This window comes from Paenibacillus sp. MMS20-IR301, assembly GCF_032302195.1.
Classification (GTDB): domain Bacteria; phylum Bacillota; class Bacilli; order Paenibacillales; family Paenibacillaceae; genus Paenibacillus_AQ.
The window spans coordinates 4,393,043-4,410,382 of record NZ_CP135275.1 but is presented as its reverse complement, the minus strand read 5'-3'; the positions used below and the strand labels follow the sequence as shown (position 1 = coordinate 4,410,382).

Annotated in this window: 17 protein-coding genes; 14 read left to right on the top strand and 3 right to left on the bottom strand. The window is 52.6% G+C overall.

The features are described from left to right. Positions 1-4: 4 nt before the first annotated feature. Both LOS79_RS18995 and LOS79_RS18990 read right to left on the bottom strand, forming a co-directional pair. Positions 5-1,126 (bottom strand): stalk domain-containing protein, encoded by a 1,122-nt coding sequence (locus LOS79_RS18995; protein WP_315411616.1) that lies wholly within the window; start codon positions 1,124-1,126, stop codon positions 5-7. A gap of 192 nt (positions 1,127-1,318) precedes the next feature. Next, positions 1,319-1,855, bottom strand: a complete 537-nt coding sequence (locus LOS79_RS18990) for a DoxX family protein (RefSeq protein WP_315411615.1) — start codon at positions 1,853-1,855, stop codon at positions 1,319-1,321. A gap of 451 nt (positions 1,856-2,306) precedes the next feature. On the opposite strand from LOS79_RS18990, the gene LOS79_RS18985 reads away from it, so the two are divergent. The 4 genes from LOS79_RS18985 (at position 2,307) to LOS79_RS18970 (ending at position 4,575) form a co-directional block, all read left to right on the top strand. After that, the gene (locus LOS79_RS18985) at positions 2,307-2,723 is read left to right on the top strand and encodes a MarR family winged helix-turn-helix transcriptional regulator (RefSeq protein ID WP_315411614.1); all 417 of its coding nucleotides are present in this window, start codon (positions 2,307-2,309) and stop codon (positions 2,721-2,723) included. 159 nt (positions 2,724-2,882) lie between these two features. After that, entirely contained in the window at positions 2,883-3,470 is a 588-nt protein-coding gene (locus tag LOS79_RS18980) for a sigma-70 family RNA polymerase sigma factor (RefSeq protein ID WP_315411613.1), read from the top strand. Next, positions 3,460-4,221 (top strand): DUF3600 domain-containing protein, encoded by a 762-nt coding sequence (locus tag LOS79_RS18975; protein ID WP_315411612.1) that lies wholly within the window; start codon positions 3,460-3,462, stop codon positions 4,219-4,221. The genes LOS79_RS18980 and LOS79_RS18975 overlap by 11 nt, the downstream gene beginning before the upstream one ends. A 171-nt stretch (positions 4,222-4,392) precedes the next feature. Next, on the top strand, positions 4,393-4,575 hold the full coding sequence (locus tag LOS79_RS18970; RefSeq protein WP_315411611.1) for an aspartyl-phosphate phosphatase Spo0E family protein: 183 nt from the start codon (positions 4,393-4,395) through the stop codon (positions 4,573-4,575). 7 nt (positions 4,576-4,582) lie between these two features. Here the strand turns inward: LOS79_RS18970 and LOS79_RS18965 are convergent, their stop codons facing one another. Further along, a complete protein-coding gene (locus tag LOS79_RS18965; RefSeq protein ID WP_315411610.1) occupies positions 4,583-5,158 on the bottom strand; it encodes a TetR/AcrR family transcriptional regulator in 576 nt (191 codons plus the stop codon). A 148-nt stretch (positions 5,159-5,306) separates the two neighbouring features. On the opposite strand from LOS79_RS18965, the gene LOS79_RS18960 reads away from it, so the two are divergent. The 10 genes from LOS79_RS18960 (at position 5,307) to LOS79_RS18915 (ending at position 17,126) form a co-directional block, all read left to right on the top strand. Further along, positions 5,307-6,503: an MFS transporter gene (locus LOS79_RS18960; RefSeq protein WP_315411609.1), complete on the top strand. Its 1,197-nt coding sequence runs from the start codon at positions 5,307-5,309 to the stop codon at positions 6,501-6,503. 216 nt (positions 6,504-6,719) lie between these two features. Then, positions 6,720-7,283 carry a sigma-70 family RNA polymerase sigma factor gene (locus LOS79_RS18955; RefSeq protein ID WP_315411608.1) on the top strand — a complete coding sequence of 188 codons (564 nt, stop codon included), beginning with the start codon at positions 6,720-6,722 and terminating at the stop codon, positions 7,281-7,283. Continuing rightward, entirely contained in the window at positions 7,280-8,179 is a 900-nt protein-coding gene (locus tag LOS79_RS18950) for a DUF4367 domain-containing protein (protein WP_315411607.1), read from the top strand. The genes LOS79_RS18955 and LOS79_RS18950 overlap by 4 nt, the downstream gene beginning before the upstream one ends. Positions 8,180-8,655: 476 nt before the next feature. Further along, positions 8,656-9,738 (top strand): LolA family protein, encoded by a 1,083-nt coding sequence (locus tag LOS79_RS18945; protein ID WP_315411606.1) that lies wholly within the window; start codon positions 8,656-8,658, stop codon positions 9,736-9,738. Between the two features lie 180 nt (positions 9,739-9,918). Beyond that, complete coding sequence (alr, locus tag LOS79_RS18940; protein WP_315411605.1) at positions 9,919-11,100, top strand: alanine racemase; 1,182 nt, start codon at positions 9,919-9,921, stop codon at positions 11,098-11,100. A 211-nt stretch (positions 11,101-11,311) separates the two neighbouring features. Next, positions 11,312-11,593, top strand: a complete 282-nt coding sequence (locus tag LOS79_RS18935) for a CopG family ribbon-helix-helix protein (protein WP_315422327.1) — start codon at positions 11,312-11,314, stop codon at positions 11,591-11,593. 3 nt (positions 11,594-11,596) lie between these two features. Continuing rightward, positions 11,597-11,947 carry a type II toxin-antitoxin system PemK/MazF family toxin gene (locus tag LOS79_RS18930; protein WP_019913013.1) on the top strand — a complete coding sequence of 117 codons (351 nt, stop codon included), beginning with the start codon at positions 11,597-11,599 and terminating at the stop codon, positions 11,945-11,947. Positions 11,948-12,533: 586 nt separating this feature from the next. Further along, positions 12,534-13,097, top strand: coding sequence for a TetR/AcrR family transcriptional regulator (locus LOS79_RS18925; RefSeq protein WP_315411604.1), 564 nt, complete (start codon positions 12,534-12,536; stop codon positions 13,095-13,097). 385 nt (positions 13,098-13,482) lie between these two features. After that, positions 13,483-14,697 (top strand): MFS transporter, encoded by a 1,215-nt coding sequence (locus LOS79_RS18920; protein ID WP_315411603.1) that lies wholly within the window; start codon positions 13,483-13,485, stop codon positions 14,695-14,697. A gap of 266 nt (positions 14,698-14,963) precedes the next feature. Continuing rightward, the gene (locus LOS79_RS18915; protein ID WP_315422325.1) at positions 14,964-17,126 is read left to right on the top strand and encodes a Tex family protein; all 2,163 of its coding nucleotides are present in this window, start codon (positions 14,964-14,966) and stop codon (positions 17,124-17,126) included. Positions 17,127-17,340: the final 214 nt, after the last annotated feature.

Sequence of the window (17,340 nt, the reverse complement as noted above, 5' to 3'; positions counted from 1 at the left end):
GAGATTACTTCACAACGAAGGATTGGGTCGTATCATGCGGCTCGAAGGTAACCGTGTCCAGCTCCATCCCCGCAGTACCTGCCTTATATTCCAGCTTCAGCGTGCCCATGCTCTCCAGCATTCCGATCATCAGGCTGGTATCCGCCTTCAGCTTACCGCCTTCAGCCGTGTAGTAGGTGACAGCGCCGATGCCTGCTGCCTGCCCCAAGTACTCCAGTCCGTCCTCTGCCCGGTCCGGGATTCTCAGCGTTATCTTAGACGGTTTGTTCCCCTTAAGCTCAAGCTTCAGCAGCACATCTTTCCCGTCAAGTGAAATACTGGACGATACGGCTGCGGCTGCCGCCTGGTCTGCTGCAGGCACAGCGAGCTCCTTCCACTGCTCCGGCTTGACTACATGAACCTCCTGCACTACCAGCGATGTTCCGGTACCTAGTGTGAATACAACTACAGCTTCCGGCTTTCCGTCCTGATCAACATCGGTGTAGAAAAGCTGGGGCGGATTCATAGAATCCCTGTATACAGACCAGCCGAAGCTATGCTTCCTGCCGTTAACTTCAAGATTGAAGCCTTTGTAGGTGTCTCCGTCCTTCAGTGCAGCATACAGCTTAACCTTGGTATTATCTGCGGCTACGGCTACTGGAGCTGCAGGAACTCTCACCGTAGTGCTTAGGCTGCCGGGTGTTATAGCTACCCGCTTTCCGCCTTCTTCCAGTTCTGCAGTTGCACCTGTGATAAGCCCCAGCGAAGCTGCCGGAATGTAGACATGTCCTGCCTTAAGCAGGACAGGGGCCTCCAGAACCTCTTCGTACCCGCCATCCGACTGTGTATAAGCGATTTGAAGCGAAGAGCTTCCCGGTGTAAATACGGTATGCTCCCATCCGGTTGCGGCAGTAAGCTGTTTGCGGACATTGTCCCATTCGAGCCGGATGGGGTAATACTCCAGCAGGGCAATTGCCGGGACATATAGGGTCTCTTTGATATAAAAAGGGGGAACATGTGCGAGCGCAGCTTGTCCGTCTACAATCAGGGACAGCGGGGCAGCAGCAGAAACTGTATTTATAGATGTCGCTGCCGCATAGCCTGCGAAGAGCAGGGCAATTGCGGAAGCGGCCATGATTTTTTTCATAAGGATAACCTCCGGAGTCTGGAAATTCCAATCCATTTTATTATAAATGAAAATTGCCTCCAGCGGGTTATGTTCCGGCATAAGAAAGTTATTAATATATGACAAAGACCTGCAAGAGAAGGCAGCAGAAGCGCTATCCTTGTCTGGCAGGTCTTTGTTTGATGTCTATATATCTATAATACATACCATTTGTTATACGGAACGTTTGATAGTCTGAACGGAAGCAAGCGGCTGGGCAAGAGGCGTATGATTCTTCTTATGAAATAGGCCGCGCAGGTAAGGGAGAACCCAGTGATCCAGACCAACCTTGCCGGCATTAGCGGACGACACAACGATGATGATTCCCATAAGGAGCAGCTGGACATTGGTGCTGACCGTACCGGACAGCAGGTAAGCGGTGTTCATTACAATGCCCATCAGTGCGGCGAAGGTAGTGAAGGTACCCAGAATCAGGCCCAGCCCAACGAGGAATTCACCGGCAGGAACCAGCACATTGAAGAAATCTACTCCAGGGAGCGCCGCATGCTGCAGGAAGCTGCCCCACCAGGCCTGGACGGTGGCGTCTTCGCCGACGCTTTTGGCAATGGCGCCTTTCAGGAAGCCGGAAGCGTCGAAACCGCCGGTAAGCTTGTGCCAGCCGGCATCAATCCACTTGTAACCTACATATAAACGTACTATTGTGAGCAGCACCATAGCTGCTTTGTTTGTGCGGAACCAGTTGTTGAACATCTCTCTCACTCCTAAAGTTTTGTTAGCATAGCTGCAGTGAATTACTTCGTACAAAACTCACTTCTGAAGCATTTGCTTAGTTTTGTTAGCATAGCTGCAGTGAATTACTTCGTACAAAACTCACTTCGGAAGCATACGCTTAGTTTTGTTAGCATAGCTGCAGTGAATTACTTCGGCAAAACTGACTTCGGAAGCATACACTTAGTTTTGTTAGCAACCTATCCTGAATCTCTTTGTCTGTGGTATCGGATGATCATCTTCGATGCCTTAATATTAAGTGATTATTTTCACAATAGGTGTGATATAAATCACAAAAACGCAATAAATTTTTATATCAAACTAAAATTTGATGAATATTGCATAAAATTTTCAATACACGGATTAATTATACTTTGGCCCGGCGGGCAGAAGCAGCTTGACACCTATTTTATATAAATTTAACATGTGAATTATGAATGAAAATAATGTCTTGGCGGTCATTGGCCGTATTCACCGGCGCGGAAACAGGTTTATTGAGCAGGAATTGAAAAAGCATAATATTCACGGCATCGCCCCTTCGCATGGGGATATTCTATTCCAGCTGTTCGCCAGGGAAGCCCTTACGATGAACGAATTGTCCCGCGGTATTGATAAGGACAAGTCCACAATAACAGCATTAGTGGATAAATTAGTACGGCTGGAATACGTGAAGCGGGAGCAGGACCAGCAGGACGGGCGGATTTTTCGTTTGTCGCTGACAGCGAAAGGGCGGGAGCTGCAGCCGGTCTTCGAAGCCGTATCAGAAACACTGCTCGCAGCTGTCTATGAGGAGTTCGCGCCTGAAGAGAAGCAGCAGCTGATGAGCCTGCTTGCCAAAATCAAGCTGTAAATCAGAGGCACAGTGATAAGCGGGCCGAAGAGGGTCTTTCGAAACGAAAGGCTCTGTTTGCCGTTCCTAACATTCCTCGATCAACGGGCAGATAAATAAATCGAACGAAACTGCTGTGTTCAGCCAATATATAGTGTAAGCCTGAAGGGGGAATGACGGATGAAGAAGACAACAGCTGAATATTCGCAGCTCATCGAGCTCACGCTAGCCGGCAGCCGTGAAGCATACGGTGAGTTATACGAGGCGACGATTCAAGATGTCTATAAAGCCGTGCGTTTCCTCGTTTCCGGAGCTGCTGATGCAGAAGATGTCGTGCAGGAAATCTACATTGAGCTGCATCGTTCACTGGGACAATATGACGGGGGGAGGGCGTTCCGGCCCTGGCTGATGGGTCTGACCATGCGGCAGATTCATGCCTACAGGCGCAGAAGCTGGAGGCAACTGCGGATTGTCACAAGAATGGAGCAGACCAGCCAGCGGATGGAGCATGATTTCGCCGGCGACGTTGTCGAGCGGCTCGCGAACCGCGGCCTGATTGAGCTGGTGGAGGGCTTGCCGTTCAAGCAGAAGCAGGTTATTATCCTGCATTACCTGTATGAGTATGCCCAGGAGGAGATTGCCGTCATTCTGGAAATACCGCTCGGGACAGTCAAGTCCCGGCTGCACGCCGCACTGCAGAAGCTGCGCCGGAAGCATAAGGTGAACACATTCAAATTAGGGAAGGTGGAGGAACTGCATGAAGCTTGAGCAGGATTTGCGCAAGGCGCTTAAGGAAGAAGCGGGCGGGTGGAACGCTCCACCGGAACTAAAGGGGAGGATTCTGGAGAGAATCGTCCCCGGACAAGGAGGCACACGGATGAAGAAATGGCTGGTGGCAGCGGTCGTGGCTGCAACTTTAATTATTCCTACAGGAGCATATGCAGGTTATAACTATCTGGCTGATTCGTTATACGGTTCACCTGAACATGTGGCGGAATTTGGCGGAACACAGCAGGATTATGACCGGCTGGAAGCCAAGCTTCAGGAGGCTAAGAACAGTTTAAGTGAAACAGAGTACAATGAAATGTCAGCTGTTCTGCAAGGGCTTGCGGCTTATAATCTGCAGATTGCCGATAATCAGGGTGTGCTGCACCCGGATAAATTAAGCGCTGCGGATCAGATACGTTATGAGGAGCTGGCAGCAGAGCTTGAGTCATATAACGGGAAGCTGGATCAGGCTGATGCTCATGGAGCGGCGGCGGGCACAGAGGACTTCGCCGGCTTCAGTGATCAGCTGCTGGCTAAGGCGGAGCAGACCTTCAGCGGGGAGGAGCTGGCTACCGTCAAGCAGCTGATCGGAGAGTGGACAGCTTATCATGCAGAATTAGCCGGTCGGGGTGGCAGTGTTCATTCCGGCCGGGTTCCGGATGCTGAGCTTGCCAGACAGGCAGAGCTTCTGGAGCAGCTTAATCCTTATCTGAAGGAAATGGGGTATATGATGAAGCTGTCGGACCGTTAGGAGCATCTTCTTACACGCAAAAACCGCCGGAGAGGGATTTCCCTTTTCCGGCGGTTTTTTTATGAGATTATTTTTACTTAGTGGGGCTAGTTGGCATCATTTGTACTGCAATGCGGACACTACCCTGCAATTCGCCATATCCCGCTAATATATTAGCAGGGAGGGGAAGGAATGGATCAATTGGAGGTTATTCAACAGCAGATTGAGACAGAACGGGCCAGACTGAACCAGATGGAGGAGCAATATGGCCGGTTGCATCCCGATGTGATCAGGCAATCCGGAAGGCTGGATGACCTGATCAATGAATATCATAAGGCAGCTTTTCTCTGCAGAAGCCGGGATTCCGGCAATTGAAGGTGCTTCAAGCCTGAATCCCTTCCAGCGCCAGCCTTATCAGCGTTTGAATGAAATTCTCGCCCAGGTCATCACCGGTCAGAAGCAGACGGTAAAAGATCGGCCCGTAGATCAGATCAATGCTGCTCTCAACATCAAGCCCGGCTTGCAGTTCTCCCCTGGCTATTCCCCGTTCAAGCAGCTGTGCAGCTTCCTGACGGCGCGGCCCGAAATACCGGGTCCGGTAAGCCTCAGCTAATCCTGAATCAAATTGCCCTTCCCCGATCAGCTCCGTAATCACTTTGCCTTCCCGGCTGGCCAGAAACATAGCCAGGTTCCCGGCGTGAGCCAGCAAATCCTCTTTCACACTACCCGTGTCCGGTACAGGCAGCCTGGCAGCTGCGGCAAACAGATATCCGTCCATGACCACTGCAGCTTTATTCGGCCACCATTTATAGATCGTTGCTTTGCTGACTTTAGCCTGTTCTGCAATCTTCTCCACAGTTACTGATCCGAAGCCCATCTCCAGAAGCAAATCATAGGATGCGTTAAGAATGGCATTCTTGGCCTCACTGTTGCGCGGCCGTCCTCTTTTTTTATCCACTTGCAATTCCTCCTTAACTATAAGCTGCTCATAATGGAGTATAACATAAAAATGCCTATTTACAATACTGAACGTATAGTATACTATTTGGTTATGCAAATTACTAAACTGTACGTTCAGTATTAAAAATTGAAAGGTGGAATTATTCATGCAACAGCAAACAGCATCTCCGGCAGATCACAAGGCGGTTCCCGGCTGGATCACATTTCTGCTCGCGGTATCCTGCGGACTTATTGTAGCGAATCTGTATTATGCCCAGACACTGGTCGGACCGATCGGCGAGGCTATTCATCTCTCTCCCGGAGCTACGGGGCTGATCGTAACCCTGACCCAAATCGGTTATGTCATCGGACTGCTGTTCATAGTGCCGCTAAGTGATATGTTCGAGAACCGGCGGCTTGCGGTAATGTCGCTTGTGCTGGTCGTAGCGGCACTGGTCATAGCGGCGCTGGCTCCGAATGCGCCGCTGTTCCTAGCCGCTTCGATGTTCATCGGGCTAGGTTCAGTTGCGGCACAGATTTTGGTGCCTTACGCGTCTTATCTGGCAGCAGAGGAAGAACGCGGCCGGGTGGTCGGCAATGTGATGAGCGGACTGCTGCTCGGAATTATGTTCGCCCGGCCGGTGGCAAGCTTCATGGCCGGACTGTGGGGCTGGAAATCAATCTTTGTTGTCTCTGCTGTTGTGATAGCGCTGCTGACGCTGCTTCTCTCCCGCATTCTGCCGGCCCGCAAGCCGGTGCGGACGCTTAATTATGCCCAGCTGATCTCATCACTCGGCACGCTTTGGCTGCATACACCGGTGCTGCGCCGCCGGGCGATCTATCAGGCCAGCCTGTTCGGTGCCTTCAGCCTGTTCTGGACAACAGTGCCGCTGCATCTGGCTGAACATTTCCATTTGTCGCAGCAAGGCATCGCCCTGTTTGCCCTGGCCGGTGTGGGCGGAGCCGTGGCTGCTCCGATTGCCGGCAGACTGGCGGACCGGGGCTGGACGAAGCTTTTGACCGGATTCGCTATGGTGCTGGCTGCGTTATCCTTCATCCTGGCGTATCTGCTGCAGACAGACAGATTCGCCCTGGGTCTGCTGGTGCTGACTGCAATTCTCCTGGATATGGCCGTATCCGGCAATCTGGTGCTGGGGCAGCGGGCCATTTATTCGCTCGGCAATGAGACCAGAGGACGGCTGAACGGATTATTCATGGCGATTTTCTTTGTCGGCGGGGCGGTAGGGTCCTCTCTGGGCGGCTGGGCCTATGCTTACGGCGGCTGGAGTATGGCGGTATTGATCGGGCTGGCACTGCCGGTGCTGGCGTTGATCTACTTCGTAACGGATCGAAGCAAATCATAAATTTGTTTCCAGATCTTCATAATGAAGAGTCTGCATCCGCAGGCTCTTTTTGTCATTACATAGCGGTATGCTCTGAATTTTGATAGCATTAAAGAATTTGTAGCGTTGCAGGGTTATTTTGGACGGATGATGTAATGAAATTCACATAGATAACGTATTAGCTGATGTAAATTACTTGGCCAAGTAAATTCAGTCAGGGAAGGGAGGGCTTCAGGGATGCAAGAGCGCGCATTGCTGCCTGCGGTACAAGAAGGAATTCCAGAACGAATGGATACAGAACTGCAGTTCACCGAGGTATTCGAAACTTACTATAAACGGATATTCAATTATATAGCCTACCGGGTGAGCTGCCGTTACACTGCCGAGGATCTGGCCAGCCAGGTGTTTGAGAAGACACTGACCAAGCTGTGCGGTTATTCCCGGGACAAGGCACCCCTGGAGGTATGGCTTTTCGCCATCGCCAGAAATGTAGTGAATGATCATTACCGCAGCCAGGCCAGGCACCGGTGGTTCCCGCTGGAGGCGATCCGTGAGCTGGTGTCGGGCCGGAAAGAGCCGGAGGCGCTGATTCTCGGCATAGAGCGCAGCGACCGGCTGAATCTTGCGCTGGATAAGCTCAGCGCCAAGCAGCGGAACATGATTGCCCTTAAATTCGGGGCAGATCTGAAGAATACAGAGATTGCGCAGGTTATGGGAATCTCCGAGAGCAATGTCGGGGTCATTCTGTACCGCAGCCTGCAGAAACTGAAATCTGAAATAGGGAGCGTGGAGAGTCTATGAATAATAAGAAGAAGGCTGAGGAAGCGCTTGAGCTTCAGAAGCTGGGAGTATACCTGGCACAGCAGGACTTCTCCCGGGACTCTGACCAAGCGGCAGTGCTCCGCAAAGTCAGAAGCCGTTCCATATCGAAACAGGAGGAATTAAAGGTGACAATCAAAGGGCGTTTCAGACGGCCGGCCATGATTGCGGCTTCCCTGCTGGTGGCAGGTGCAGTAAGTGTAACCATCGTCAGTCCATCCTTTGCGCAGGAGATGCTGGTCCGGGTGCTGAAGACGGTGAATTTGGGTAACATTATTGCCCATGAAATGGATGTGAGCCTGCCGCCGGAGTTCCCGGAAGTATGGAAGGGGCAAATATTCGATAAAGCCGGCAACCCGGTTGAATCATTGTCCCCCCAGCGGGGAGCTATATACAATGCAGCCGGAGAGGAGATCGTGGACTTTGACGGTGACAAGCTAATTACTCAAAGTGAGAAGGAAGAGCTGGACAAGGCCCAGGCAGCACGTATATTTGCTGTGAAAGAGCCTGCGGAGCTGGATAAATACGCCCTTTTCAAAGTAAAACTGCCTGAATATTTGCCGGAGGGTTTCACCTTTGACCGTGGAGAGTTCTACAAGGGCGAAGATGGCGTAAACGGGCAGGTGGTGGAGTTGTTCTTTAACAGCCCGAAGAAGGGCAAGCGGATCTGGATGCAGCTGCGCTTATCCAATAGGGATAATGCTTATGAGATGTCGACGGACGGCACGATTGAGCAGGTGAACATCAAGGGAGTGGATGCCATTCTCATGAACAACAGGGGGCTGGACTGGGAAGCAAACGGAGTGCTGTATTATTTGGGTACCCGCGGTCTTAACCGGGCCGAGGTCTTGAAAATCGCCGAGTCGATTAACTGGTAACCGGGCAGATAATAACGCCGGATATATAATGAACATCAGCACCAGGCAGCGATCCCTAAGCGGGGATGGTGGCCTGGTGTTTTTTGTGCGGATGGACTCCCAGGTTATCCTCATGTTTGCGGTGGAATGGCAGCCTTTCCCGAAATACTGCACAAAATACAACATTCTCCTCTGAGTTTCAGCTAAAATCCAAAGATGTTGTATGAAATACAGCATTTTCCCTCCATACAGCGGGTTAGCGCAAGAATTCATGTACTTTATATAACAATCCGCCGGAACAACCTGATAACAGCTCATCAAAGTTGTAGTATGTACAACAATATGCCGTCCACAGTCTATACGTAAGATTCTCTACTCAAATTGTCAGACCGAAATACTTCTCTGCCTGCTTGTCATGCCCGTCTGCATAATGCTGGCAAGTCCCTCATAGACATGTACTAATCAATGCATTCAAAACAGGTTAAGGGGATGAGATCATGCGCCGGATAACATGGGTACTCGCGATCATTATGAGCGTGGCCTTAGTATTGACGGGGTGCGGGAAGAAGGATGCCGCCTCTGTGGTCAAGGATTTGAATAATGTGTCTGACAAGCTGGAAAGTAAACAGGGGGCTTACCAGGGGGCAGGCACGATGACCTTGTACACCGGGGAGCAGCCGCAGGAATACAAGGTTGAAGTCTGGTACAAGAACCCTTCGTACTACCGGATCAGCCTGTCGAATGTCCAGAAGGACGTGAAGCAGATCGTGCTGCGCAATGATGAGGGCGTATTCGTATTAACACCTAGTCTTGGTAAAAGCTTCCGTTTCCAGAGCGACTGGCCGGACAGCCAAGGGCAGGTATACCTGTACCAGACGCTGCTCAAGGGGATTGTCTCTGACAACAACCGCCAGTTCGTGGAGGACGGGGATAATTATGTATTTGAGGTAGCTGCGAATTATCAGAGCAGCGCGCTGGTCCGCCAGAAGATCTGGCTCGCCAAAAAGACTTATGAACCAAAGCAGGTCCAGGTCTCCGATTCCGAAGCCAAGGTTGTCGTTAATGTGAAGTTCGACAGCTTCAAATTCGATCCGGAGTTCACCGCAGACGCTTTCGATATGCAAAAGAATATGGCAACCGGTACTCCTTCCGAGAGCACGGTCGCCGAGGTAGACGAAAACGGCAATCCGGTGGTGACCGAAGACGGCACACAAACGGATCAGCCGGTGGCCGCTGAGCTGGGTGACTTCGGCATTATCGAGCCGGCTTATGTTCCGGCGGGTGTGCAGCTGAAGGATACCAACAAGATTGAAGGCAGCAAGGATCATGCTGTGCTAATCCGCTATGACGGAATCTACCAGTACACCATTATGGAATCACGTCCGCTGGACCGCGCGGTATCACTGGCACCGGGAACACTGATCGATCTGGGCTTCACCGCCGGCCTCCTCAGCGGGGATGAACAGCAGACGCTGACCTGGATGAGCGAGGGTGTCGAGTACCGGATTACCAGTGCAAATCTCCCGGTTACGGAAATGATGCAAATTGCCGCTTCTATGGAGGAACAATCGGGTAAGTAATAATCAGTAGGCGGATGCTGCGCAATGTGGGAATTATTCCTCTACACGCAGTATCCGTTTTTTGTTAGTTTGGCCCAGATTGACAGCGGCCATTACTAAGCTTACCATTGGCAGTAAGACTTATAATCTGTGCGAAATTTGCACAGATGTTTTACTACAATGTAAGAAGGTGACCCTGAAGTGCAAGCAAGCTATCGACCGACAGTAGCCGAGATAAATCTGGATGATTTGCGTGCCAATTATGAGGCTTTCCGCGGCGTGCTGCCGCCGGAAACCAAGTTCATGGGATGCGTCAAAGGAAATGCGTACGGACACGGAGCCGTGGAAGTGACGCGGGAACTGGAACGACTTGGGGCGGATTATGTCAGTGTTGCCTTTTTGGATGAGGCATTGGAGCTGCGTCAGGCGGGAATACTAATTCCTATTCTGGTGCTGGGCTACACCTCCCCGGAAGGGATAGCCGCTGCCTGGAAGAATAACGTTACCGTGACACTGTTCACACCGGAGGTGCTGGAGGCCGTCAGACAGCTTCCTGCAGACCCGGAGTACCGGCTGAAGGTGCACATCAAGATTGACAGCGGGATGGGCAGGCTGGGATTATTGCCGGCTGATGCACCCGCATTCATTAATGAAGTGCATCAGACAACGCAGGCGGAGCTGGAGGGCATGTTTACCCATTTTGCCAAGGCAGACGAACAGAACAAAAGCTATACACTAATGCAGCACCGGCGTTTCATGAGCGTGGCGGAGGCGCTTCGGGACTATGGAATCGAGATCCCGATCATACATACGGGCAATAGCGCTACGGCCATTGATACACCTCTCCTATCCAGCAACATGGTGCGTGTAGGCATAAGCTTGTACGGGTTCTACCCCTCGGCTGAGGTGAACCGCGAGCAGGTGGCTTTACACCCGGTAATGACGCTGAAGACGCAGGCTGTCTATATCAAGACCCTGCCGCCTGACTCAGGCATCAGCTACGGCACCCGGTATTTCACAGAGGGCGATGAGATTATCGCTACGCTTCCTGTGGGATACGCTGACGGATATTCCCGCATGCTAACGGGCAAAGCGGAGGTGCTAATACGCGGACGCCGCGTTCCTGTCGTCGGAACAATCTGCATGGACCAGTGTATGGTATCACTCAAATCTTTCGCTGATGAAGCGGAACAAATCAAAGCCGGCGAAGAGGTTGTACTCATCGGACGCCAGGGCACTATGTCGGTGACGGCAGATGAACTGGCGCTCCATCTTGGAACGATTCACTACGAAGTAATCTGTATGCTGGCTCACCGGGTGCCCCGTGTATATACACGTGAAGGTATGTTGCCGAACCTCGTGAATCCCTTGCTGCAGGCCTAATTCCCTGACCAGATACCTTGTGCAGGAATGAGTATAAAGGAATAATCCGTGTAGAGCGTGTGACTTATAGTCTATACGTACCGCCATTTCTAGTTTATAATGGGATGCAGCATACTTGATATACTGGCGGCATATATTCCTTGTATAAAATTCCTTGTATATTGTAACACTGGAACACAAGGGCAGAAGGTTTGTGGGGGTGGAAGAGAAGGTGGCCAATTTGCAGAACACCAAAAGAATCATGATCAGCTTGCCCGATCATCTCTTGCAGGAAGTGGATGGGATCGTTCAAATGGAGAACTCTAACCGTAGTGAATTGATCAGGCAGGCCATGAAGCTGTATTTAAGCGAACGGAGGAAACGTACGATCCGGGAGTCGATGCAGCGGGGCTATATGGAAATGGCTAAGATTAATTTGACCATGGCATGCGAGGCTTTTCTCGCTGAGGAAGATGCAGACAGTACTCTTGGCCGCTTAGTAAGCGGGGTGTAGATATTGATTGTTAAACGCGGCGACGTTTTTTTTGCCGACCTTTCACCGGTGGTGGGTTCAGAGCAAGGTGGAGTAAGGCCGGTACTGGTCATTCAGAACGACATAGGCAATCGCTTCAGCCCCACGGTCATTGTGGCAGCCATCACTGCCCAGATCCAGAAGGCCAAGCTGCCGACGCATGTAGAGATTGATGCGGCAGCGCACGGCTTTGACCGGGATTCCGTGATCTTGCTGGAGCAGGTTCGGACAATTGACAAACAACGCTTAACTGATAAGATCACCCACCTGGACGATGAGACCATGAAGCTGGTGGATGATTCGCTGCAAATCAGCCTGGGTCTGATTGATTTCTGAATCAGGCCGGGATACACATCAATAGTTGTAATGAAAGACATACTGGAGTATATCCGGTATGTCTTTTTTGCTATACGCGCGGGTGGATTAAGGGGACTAGGGCACCAACACCAACACGGGCACCAACACCCTTAAGCGGACACTGCGGGTGCTGCGAATACTGCGGGTACTTCAGAGACTTTGGCACTAGCGGACACCAGCGCCCTTAAAAGCCTGCTTTTGATCAAAATGACAGGTTTGCGGACACCACGGCCTTTATTCACCACTTTTGGTGTGCAAACTTCACTTTTCTAGCGAAATAACGGCGCTGGTGTCCGCAAGGCCAGCATTCAGGGATTTAGGTGAGCGAAATTAGGGGCAAAAGTGCCCCAGAATTGGCTCGAATTTGCATAAAGTATGCTGGAGGAGCAACTGAAGGCAGGCTGGATCACTCAATAACTGGAGTGTTCTTGCTGGGGCAGGCTGGAACAACTTTGGAGGTTTTCTTTTCACACATGCTCATGGTATAATTAGACCGGTTGGTCGGTCTAGAGGAGGGATACATATCAAAGGACGCTCAGATGGAGAAGAAACCAGAAACCGCATATTGCAGAATGCCTCTCAATTGTTCGCACACAAGGGTTACGGTGCTGTGAGCATGAATGAGGTATGTGCCGCTGCCAAGGTCAGCAAGGGGAGTCTGTATCACCATTTTCCGAGTAAGGATGAATTGTTCCTGCACGTGGTGGAGGATGACACACAAAAGTGGCTCTGTGAGTGGGAGGAGCTGCGGAGCACCATCAGCGGAACGGAAGCCCGTCTCTATGCGCTTGGGGATCATTATGCGAATGATTTTCAGAATCCGATTATTCATGCGCTGGAGGAGTATTCCAGATCGCGGACGCTTACCGAAGATATCAGCCGGCGGCTCTCGGAGGTCTACGAATCGGCTTCACAGGCTTGCCGTGAGGTGCTTCAGGAAGGGATGGATTCCGGTTACCTGGCCCCGGGCAATCTGGACAAATATGTGATTATTGTCAGCGGCATGCTGGAAGGCATCTGCAGAGTCAGCGAGATTACTGCACTGGCGCAGAATTCCGAGGATATCAGGGAATATTACCGCGGGGCAATACAAATGTTACTCCAGGGGATGCGCCTACAGGAGCGTTAGCGGGTAAGAGCTGCCAGGCAGCTGATAAAGGATCGCGCAAGCAGAAACGGCCCATTTTATATGAAGGCAAAGGTATGCTCCCGTTTCTGCTGCAATCGGTGAAACAGTGAATTTTCGGCTGGAGTGAAGTTGTGGAGCTGGAGCGGTAACGGTATTTTTTTACCCAATAAATAGACCGGATGGTCGGTCTTGTACAAGAGGTTATGCAAGCTGCAAAAACCTGGTCCGTGTGCGGTTTTCAGGCCCTATAATGGGAGAAACTAAAGCAAGGCGGCCGGGGAGATGGACGGTAAGATTACGGCTATATTTTAAACTACTACTATAATAAGACGATGTACATCCTGGGCGTGCTGTTCAAGTCCGGGGGAATACGGAGGGAAATGCAATGTCATTACTGTTAAGAAACCGGGGCGCTATGCTGCTCCTGATGCTAAATATATTTCTGGCGTTTACGGGGATCGGTCTGGTTGTCCCTATTATGCCTACTTACATGAACGAGCTGGGAATCGGCGGGAGCGTGGTCGGGCTGCTGGTGGCCGCTTTTGCGCTGACGCAGCTGCTGGTGTCCCCTTTTGCAGGGAATTGGTCTGACCGGATGGGCCGCAAAAAAATCATTATCGCCGGACTGATCGTCTTTGCCTTCTCGGAGCTGCTGTTTGGTCTGGCTAGCGTACCTTGGCTGCTGTTCGTATCCCGGATGCTGGGCGGAGCGGGTGCCGCAATGATTATGCCTGCGGTTATGGCCTATGTTGCCGATACCACGTCTTCCGAAGAACGCGCCAAAGGGATGGGGCTGATCAATGCGGCCATCACTACCGGGTTCATCATCGGGCCGGGGATCGGCGGATATCTGGCGGAGCTGGGCATTCGTGTACCGTTCTTTACGGCTGCCGGAGCTGCTGCACTGGTTGCATTTATTACTTTTGCCGTTCTGCCGGAATCACTATCTGCTGAGAAGCGGGGTGAAGCGCAGGCCGATCAGGGAAATAAAGAAAGTCTGAGTACCCAGCTGCTGCGCTCCTACCGTGAGCCTTATTTCTTTGGACTGATTATTATTTTCGTGCTGTCGTTCGGACTCGCCAACTATGATACAGTCTTCGGGCTGTTCGTGGATCACAAGTTCGGGTTCACCCCGAAGGATATTGCCTTTGTGCTGACGTTTGGTTCAATTGCCGGTGCGGTGGTTCAGGTTACGGTGTTCAGCTGGATACTTAATAAATTCGGAGAGAGCAGAGTCATCACGATCTGTCTGCTGATTGCCGGTCTGTCGATCTTCCTTACGCTGTTTGTCCACGGCTTCACGGCGATTGTTGCGGTGACGTTCATTGTGTTCCTGGCGATGGATATTCTCCGGCCTGCAGTCGGTACGCAGCTGTCCAAAATGGCTGACGAGTCGCAGCAGGGCTTTGTTATGGGGATGAACTCCGCGTATACGAGCCTTGGCAATATTGCCGGTCCGATCGTGGCGGGAATCCTGTTTGATCTCGATGTGAATTTCCCTTATGCGGCAGCCGCGCTTGTAATGTTCATCTGCTTCTTCCTGTCACTGAGCTATGGCAGACGCAGACAGAACCAGCGGAGCACGGCAGCGCATCAATGAAGATTTATCTTGTGAATACTGTTGAAAAGCTGGCTGCGCTGTCCCGGAGGGGGCGGTGCAGTTTTTTTGCGGAATTTGTATGTTTTGGGGTCCAGGGGTTCTTTCGCTTCCCCGCGCTAAACTTTGGTCCGGCGGCAAATTGTGATAGTATTTCAGTAGTGTGTTATGAACTCAGATTGGGTATGGAAAGAGGGATTGTAGTGAGCGTGGATACGAATCAGGCAGGGAAAACGGCAGAGGAAGCCGCCGCCCGGCAGGAACAGGAACTGATTACTGCAGCAATTGCGAAGGAGCTTAATATCAGCCTGAAGCAGGTACGGACTACAGTCGGGCTGCTGGATGAGGGCAACACGATTCCGTTTATCGCCAGATACCGCAAGGAAATGACCGGTGAGCTGGATGAGAATGCACTGCGCGATATCGAAGAGCGTCTGGCTTATCTGCGCAATCTGGGCGACCGCAAAAAGGATGTAATCCGCAGCATCGACGAGCAGGGCAAGCTGACGAAAGAGCTGCACGAGCAGATCATGAAGGCAGTCAAACTCCAGGAAGTGGAGGATCTGTACCGTCCGTTCAAGCAGAAGCGCAAGACCCGGGCAAGCGTAGCGAAGGAAAAAGGGCTGGAGCCGCTGGCGGAATGGATTATGGAGCAGCGCCGTCAGGGCAGCCCTTATGAAGAGGCAGCGAAATATATAGATGCCGAGAAAGGTGTCGACAGTGCCGAGCTGGCCGTACAGGGAGCCATGGACATCATTGCCGAGAACATTGCCGATGATGCTACGATCCGCTCCTGGGTGCGTCAATATACAGCGAGCCAGGGGATTCTGGTCTCTGAGGCCAAGGATTCGGAGCAGGAAAGTGTCTACGAGAACTACTACAATTACCGTGAGCCTGTCCATAAAATGCCGCCGCACCGCATCCTTGCGATTAACCGCGGCGAGCGGGAAAATATTTTGAAGGTCGGCATAGAGGTGACCGCCGACAAGATTCATGCCTTCATTATCCGCAAGCTGGTGAAGGGGCCTTCTCCGGTCAAGGAGCTGCTGGAAGCGGTGACCGAGGATGCCTACAAGCGGCTGATTGCGCCTTCCGTCGAGCGCGAGGTGCGCGGGGAGATGACGGAAAAAGGGGAGACGCAGGCGATTTCCATTTTCTCCGGAAATCTGCGCAGTCTGCTGCTGCAGCCGCCGGTGAAGGGCCGCCATGTCCTTGGCGTTGACCCGGCCTATCGCACCGGCTGCAAGCTGGCCGTGGTGGACGATACCGGCAAGCTGCTGGAGGTAGCGGTCACGTATCCGACGCCGCCGAACAACAAGAAGAAAGAGGCGGCGGCGAAGTTCAAGGAGCTGATTGCCAAATATGGCATCCAGCTCATCGTCATCGGCAACGGCACCGGCTCGCGGGAGACGGAGCAGTTCACGGCCGAGGTCATTGCCGAGGTCGGTGACCCGGGGCTGGCCTACCTGATCGTCAACGAGGCAGGGGCCAGCGTGTATTCCGCCTCCAAGCTGGCGCAGGAGGAGTTCCCGGACCTGGATGTGGCGGAGCGCAGCGCCGCCTCCATCGCCCGCCGCGTGCAGGACCCGCTCGCGGAGCTGGTGAAGATCGATCCGAAGGCGATCGGTGTCGGGCAGTACCAGCATGATGTATCGCAGAAGCATCTTGAGGAGAGCTTGAAGGGAGTCGTCGAGTCGGCGGTCAACCACGTCGGTGTCGACGTGAATACCGCCTCGGCCTCGCTGCTCTCCTATGTGGCGGGAGTCAATGCGACGATCGCCAAGAATATTGTGAAGTTCCGCGAGGAGAACGGCAAGTTCACTACGCGCAAGGCACTGCAGAAGGTGCCGCGCCTGGGCGCGAAATCCTACGAGCAGTGCATCGGCTTCCTGCGTATCCCCGGAGGGGACAATACGCTGGACCGCACGCCGATCCACCCGGAATCGTATCCGGTGGTGGACCGGCTGTTCCGTGAGCTGGGCCTCGATGTGGCACAGCTCGGCAGCAAGGAAGTTGCGCTGCAGCTGGCGGCGCAGGATGCCGCCGGCCTGGCGGTGAAGCTGGATGTCGGTGTGCCAACGCTGCGCGACATCCTGGAGAGCCTCCAGCGCCCGGGCCGCGACCCGCGCGAGGAGCTGCCGCTGCCGATCTTCCGCACAGATGTGCTGAAGATCGAGGACCTGGTTCCCGGCATGGAAATGCAGGGAACCGTCCGCAATGTAATCGATTTCGGCGCCTTCGTCGATATCGGCATCAAGAACGACGGGCTGGTCCACATCTCCCAGCTCAGCGGAAGCTTCGTCAAGCACCCGATGGACGTAGTCTCCGTTGGAGACAACGTTACCGTCTGGGTGCTCGGCGTTGACCTGAAGAAAGGCCGCGTCAGCCTGACCATGCGCCAGCCGCGCGAAGCTGCCGGCAGCGTGAAGTAGGGACGGGACTTGCTGACGGCGGGGAAAATGACCGGCAGAAGAGTGCGGGGGTTAACGGGAAAGTGCCAAAGCAGAAGGATGCTAGATGGTGAGTGGAGGCGCTCGGACAGAAGAATTCTGGAACAGTGAGGGGAAAACGCTCAGAGCAGAATACAGCCAAACCTCTGGGATACGGTGAACTGAACAAACTAGGCTGGCGTTACGGTGGCAGTGG

Bases quoted from the DNA above. Each gene is read 5' to 3' on its own strand.
- LOS79_RS18975 (WP_315411612.1), top strand. From the start codon at position 3,460: ATGAAGCTTGAGCAGGATTTGCGCAAGGCGCTTAAGGAAGAAGCGGGC.
- LOS79_RS18990 (WP_315411615.1), bottom strand. From the start codon at position 1,855: ATGTTCAACAACTGGTTCCGCACAAACAAAGCAGCTATGGTGCTGCTC.
- LOS79_RS18995 (WP_315411616.1), bottom strand. From the start codon at position 1,126: ATGAAAAAAATCATGGCCGCTTCCGCAATTGCCCTGCTCTTCGCAGGC.
- LOS79_RS18985 (WP_315411614.1), top strand. From the start codon at position 2,307: ATGAATGAAAATAATGTCTTGGCGGTCATTGGCCGTATTCACCGGCGC.
- LOS79_RS18920 (WP_315411603.1), top strand. From the start codon at position 13,483: ATGTCATTACTGTTAAGAAACCGGGGCGCTATGCTGCTCCTGATGCTA.
- LOS79_RS18980 (WP_315411613.1), top strand. From the start codon at position 2,883: ATGAAGAAGACAACAGCTGAATATTCGCAGCTCATCGAGCTCACGCTA.
- LOS79_RS18945 (WP_315411606.1), top strand. From the start codon at position 8,656: ATGCGCCGGATAACATGGGTACTCGCGATCATTATGAGCGTGGCCTTA.
- LOS79_RS18960 (WP_315411609.1), top strand. From the start codon at position 5,307: ATGCAACAGCAAACAGCATCTCCGGCAGATCACAAGGCGGTTCCCGGC.
- LOS79_RS18955 (WP_315411608.1), top strand. From the start codon at position 6,720: ATGCAAGAGCGCGCATTGCTGCCTGCGGTACAAGAAGGAATTCCAGAA.
- LOS79_RS18950 (WP_315411607.1), top strand. From the start codon at position 7,280: ATGAATAATAAGAAGAAGGCTGAGGAAGCGCTTGAGCTTCAGAAGCTG.
- LOS79_RS18970 (WP_315411611.1), top strand. From the start codon at position 4,393: ATGGATCAATTGGAGGTTATTCAACAGCAGATTGAGACAGAACGGGCC.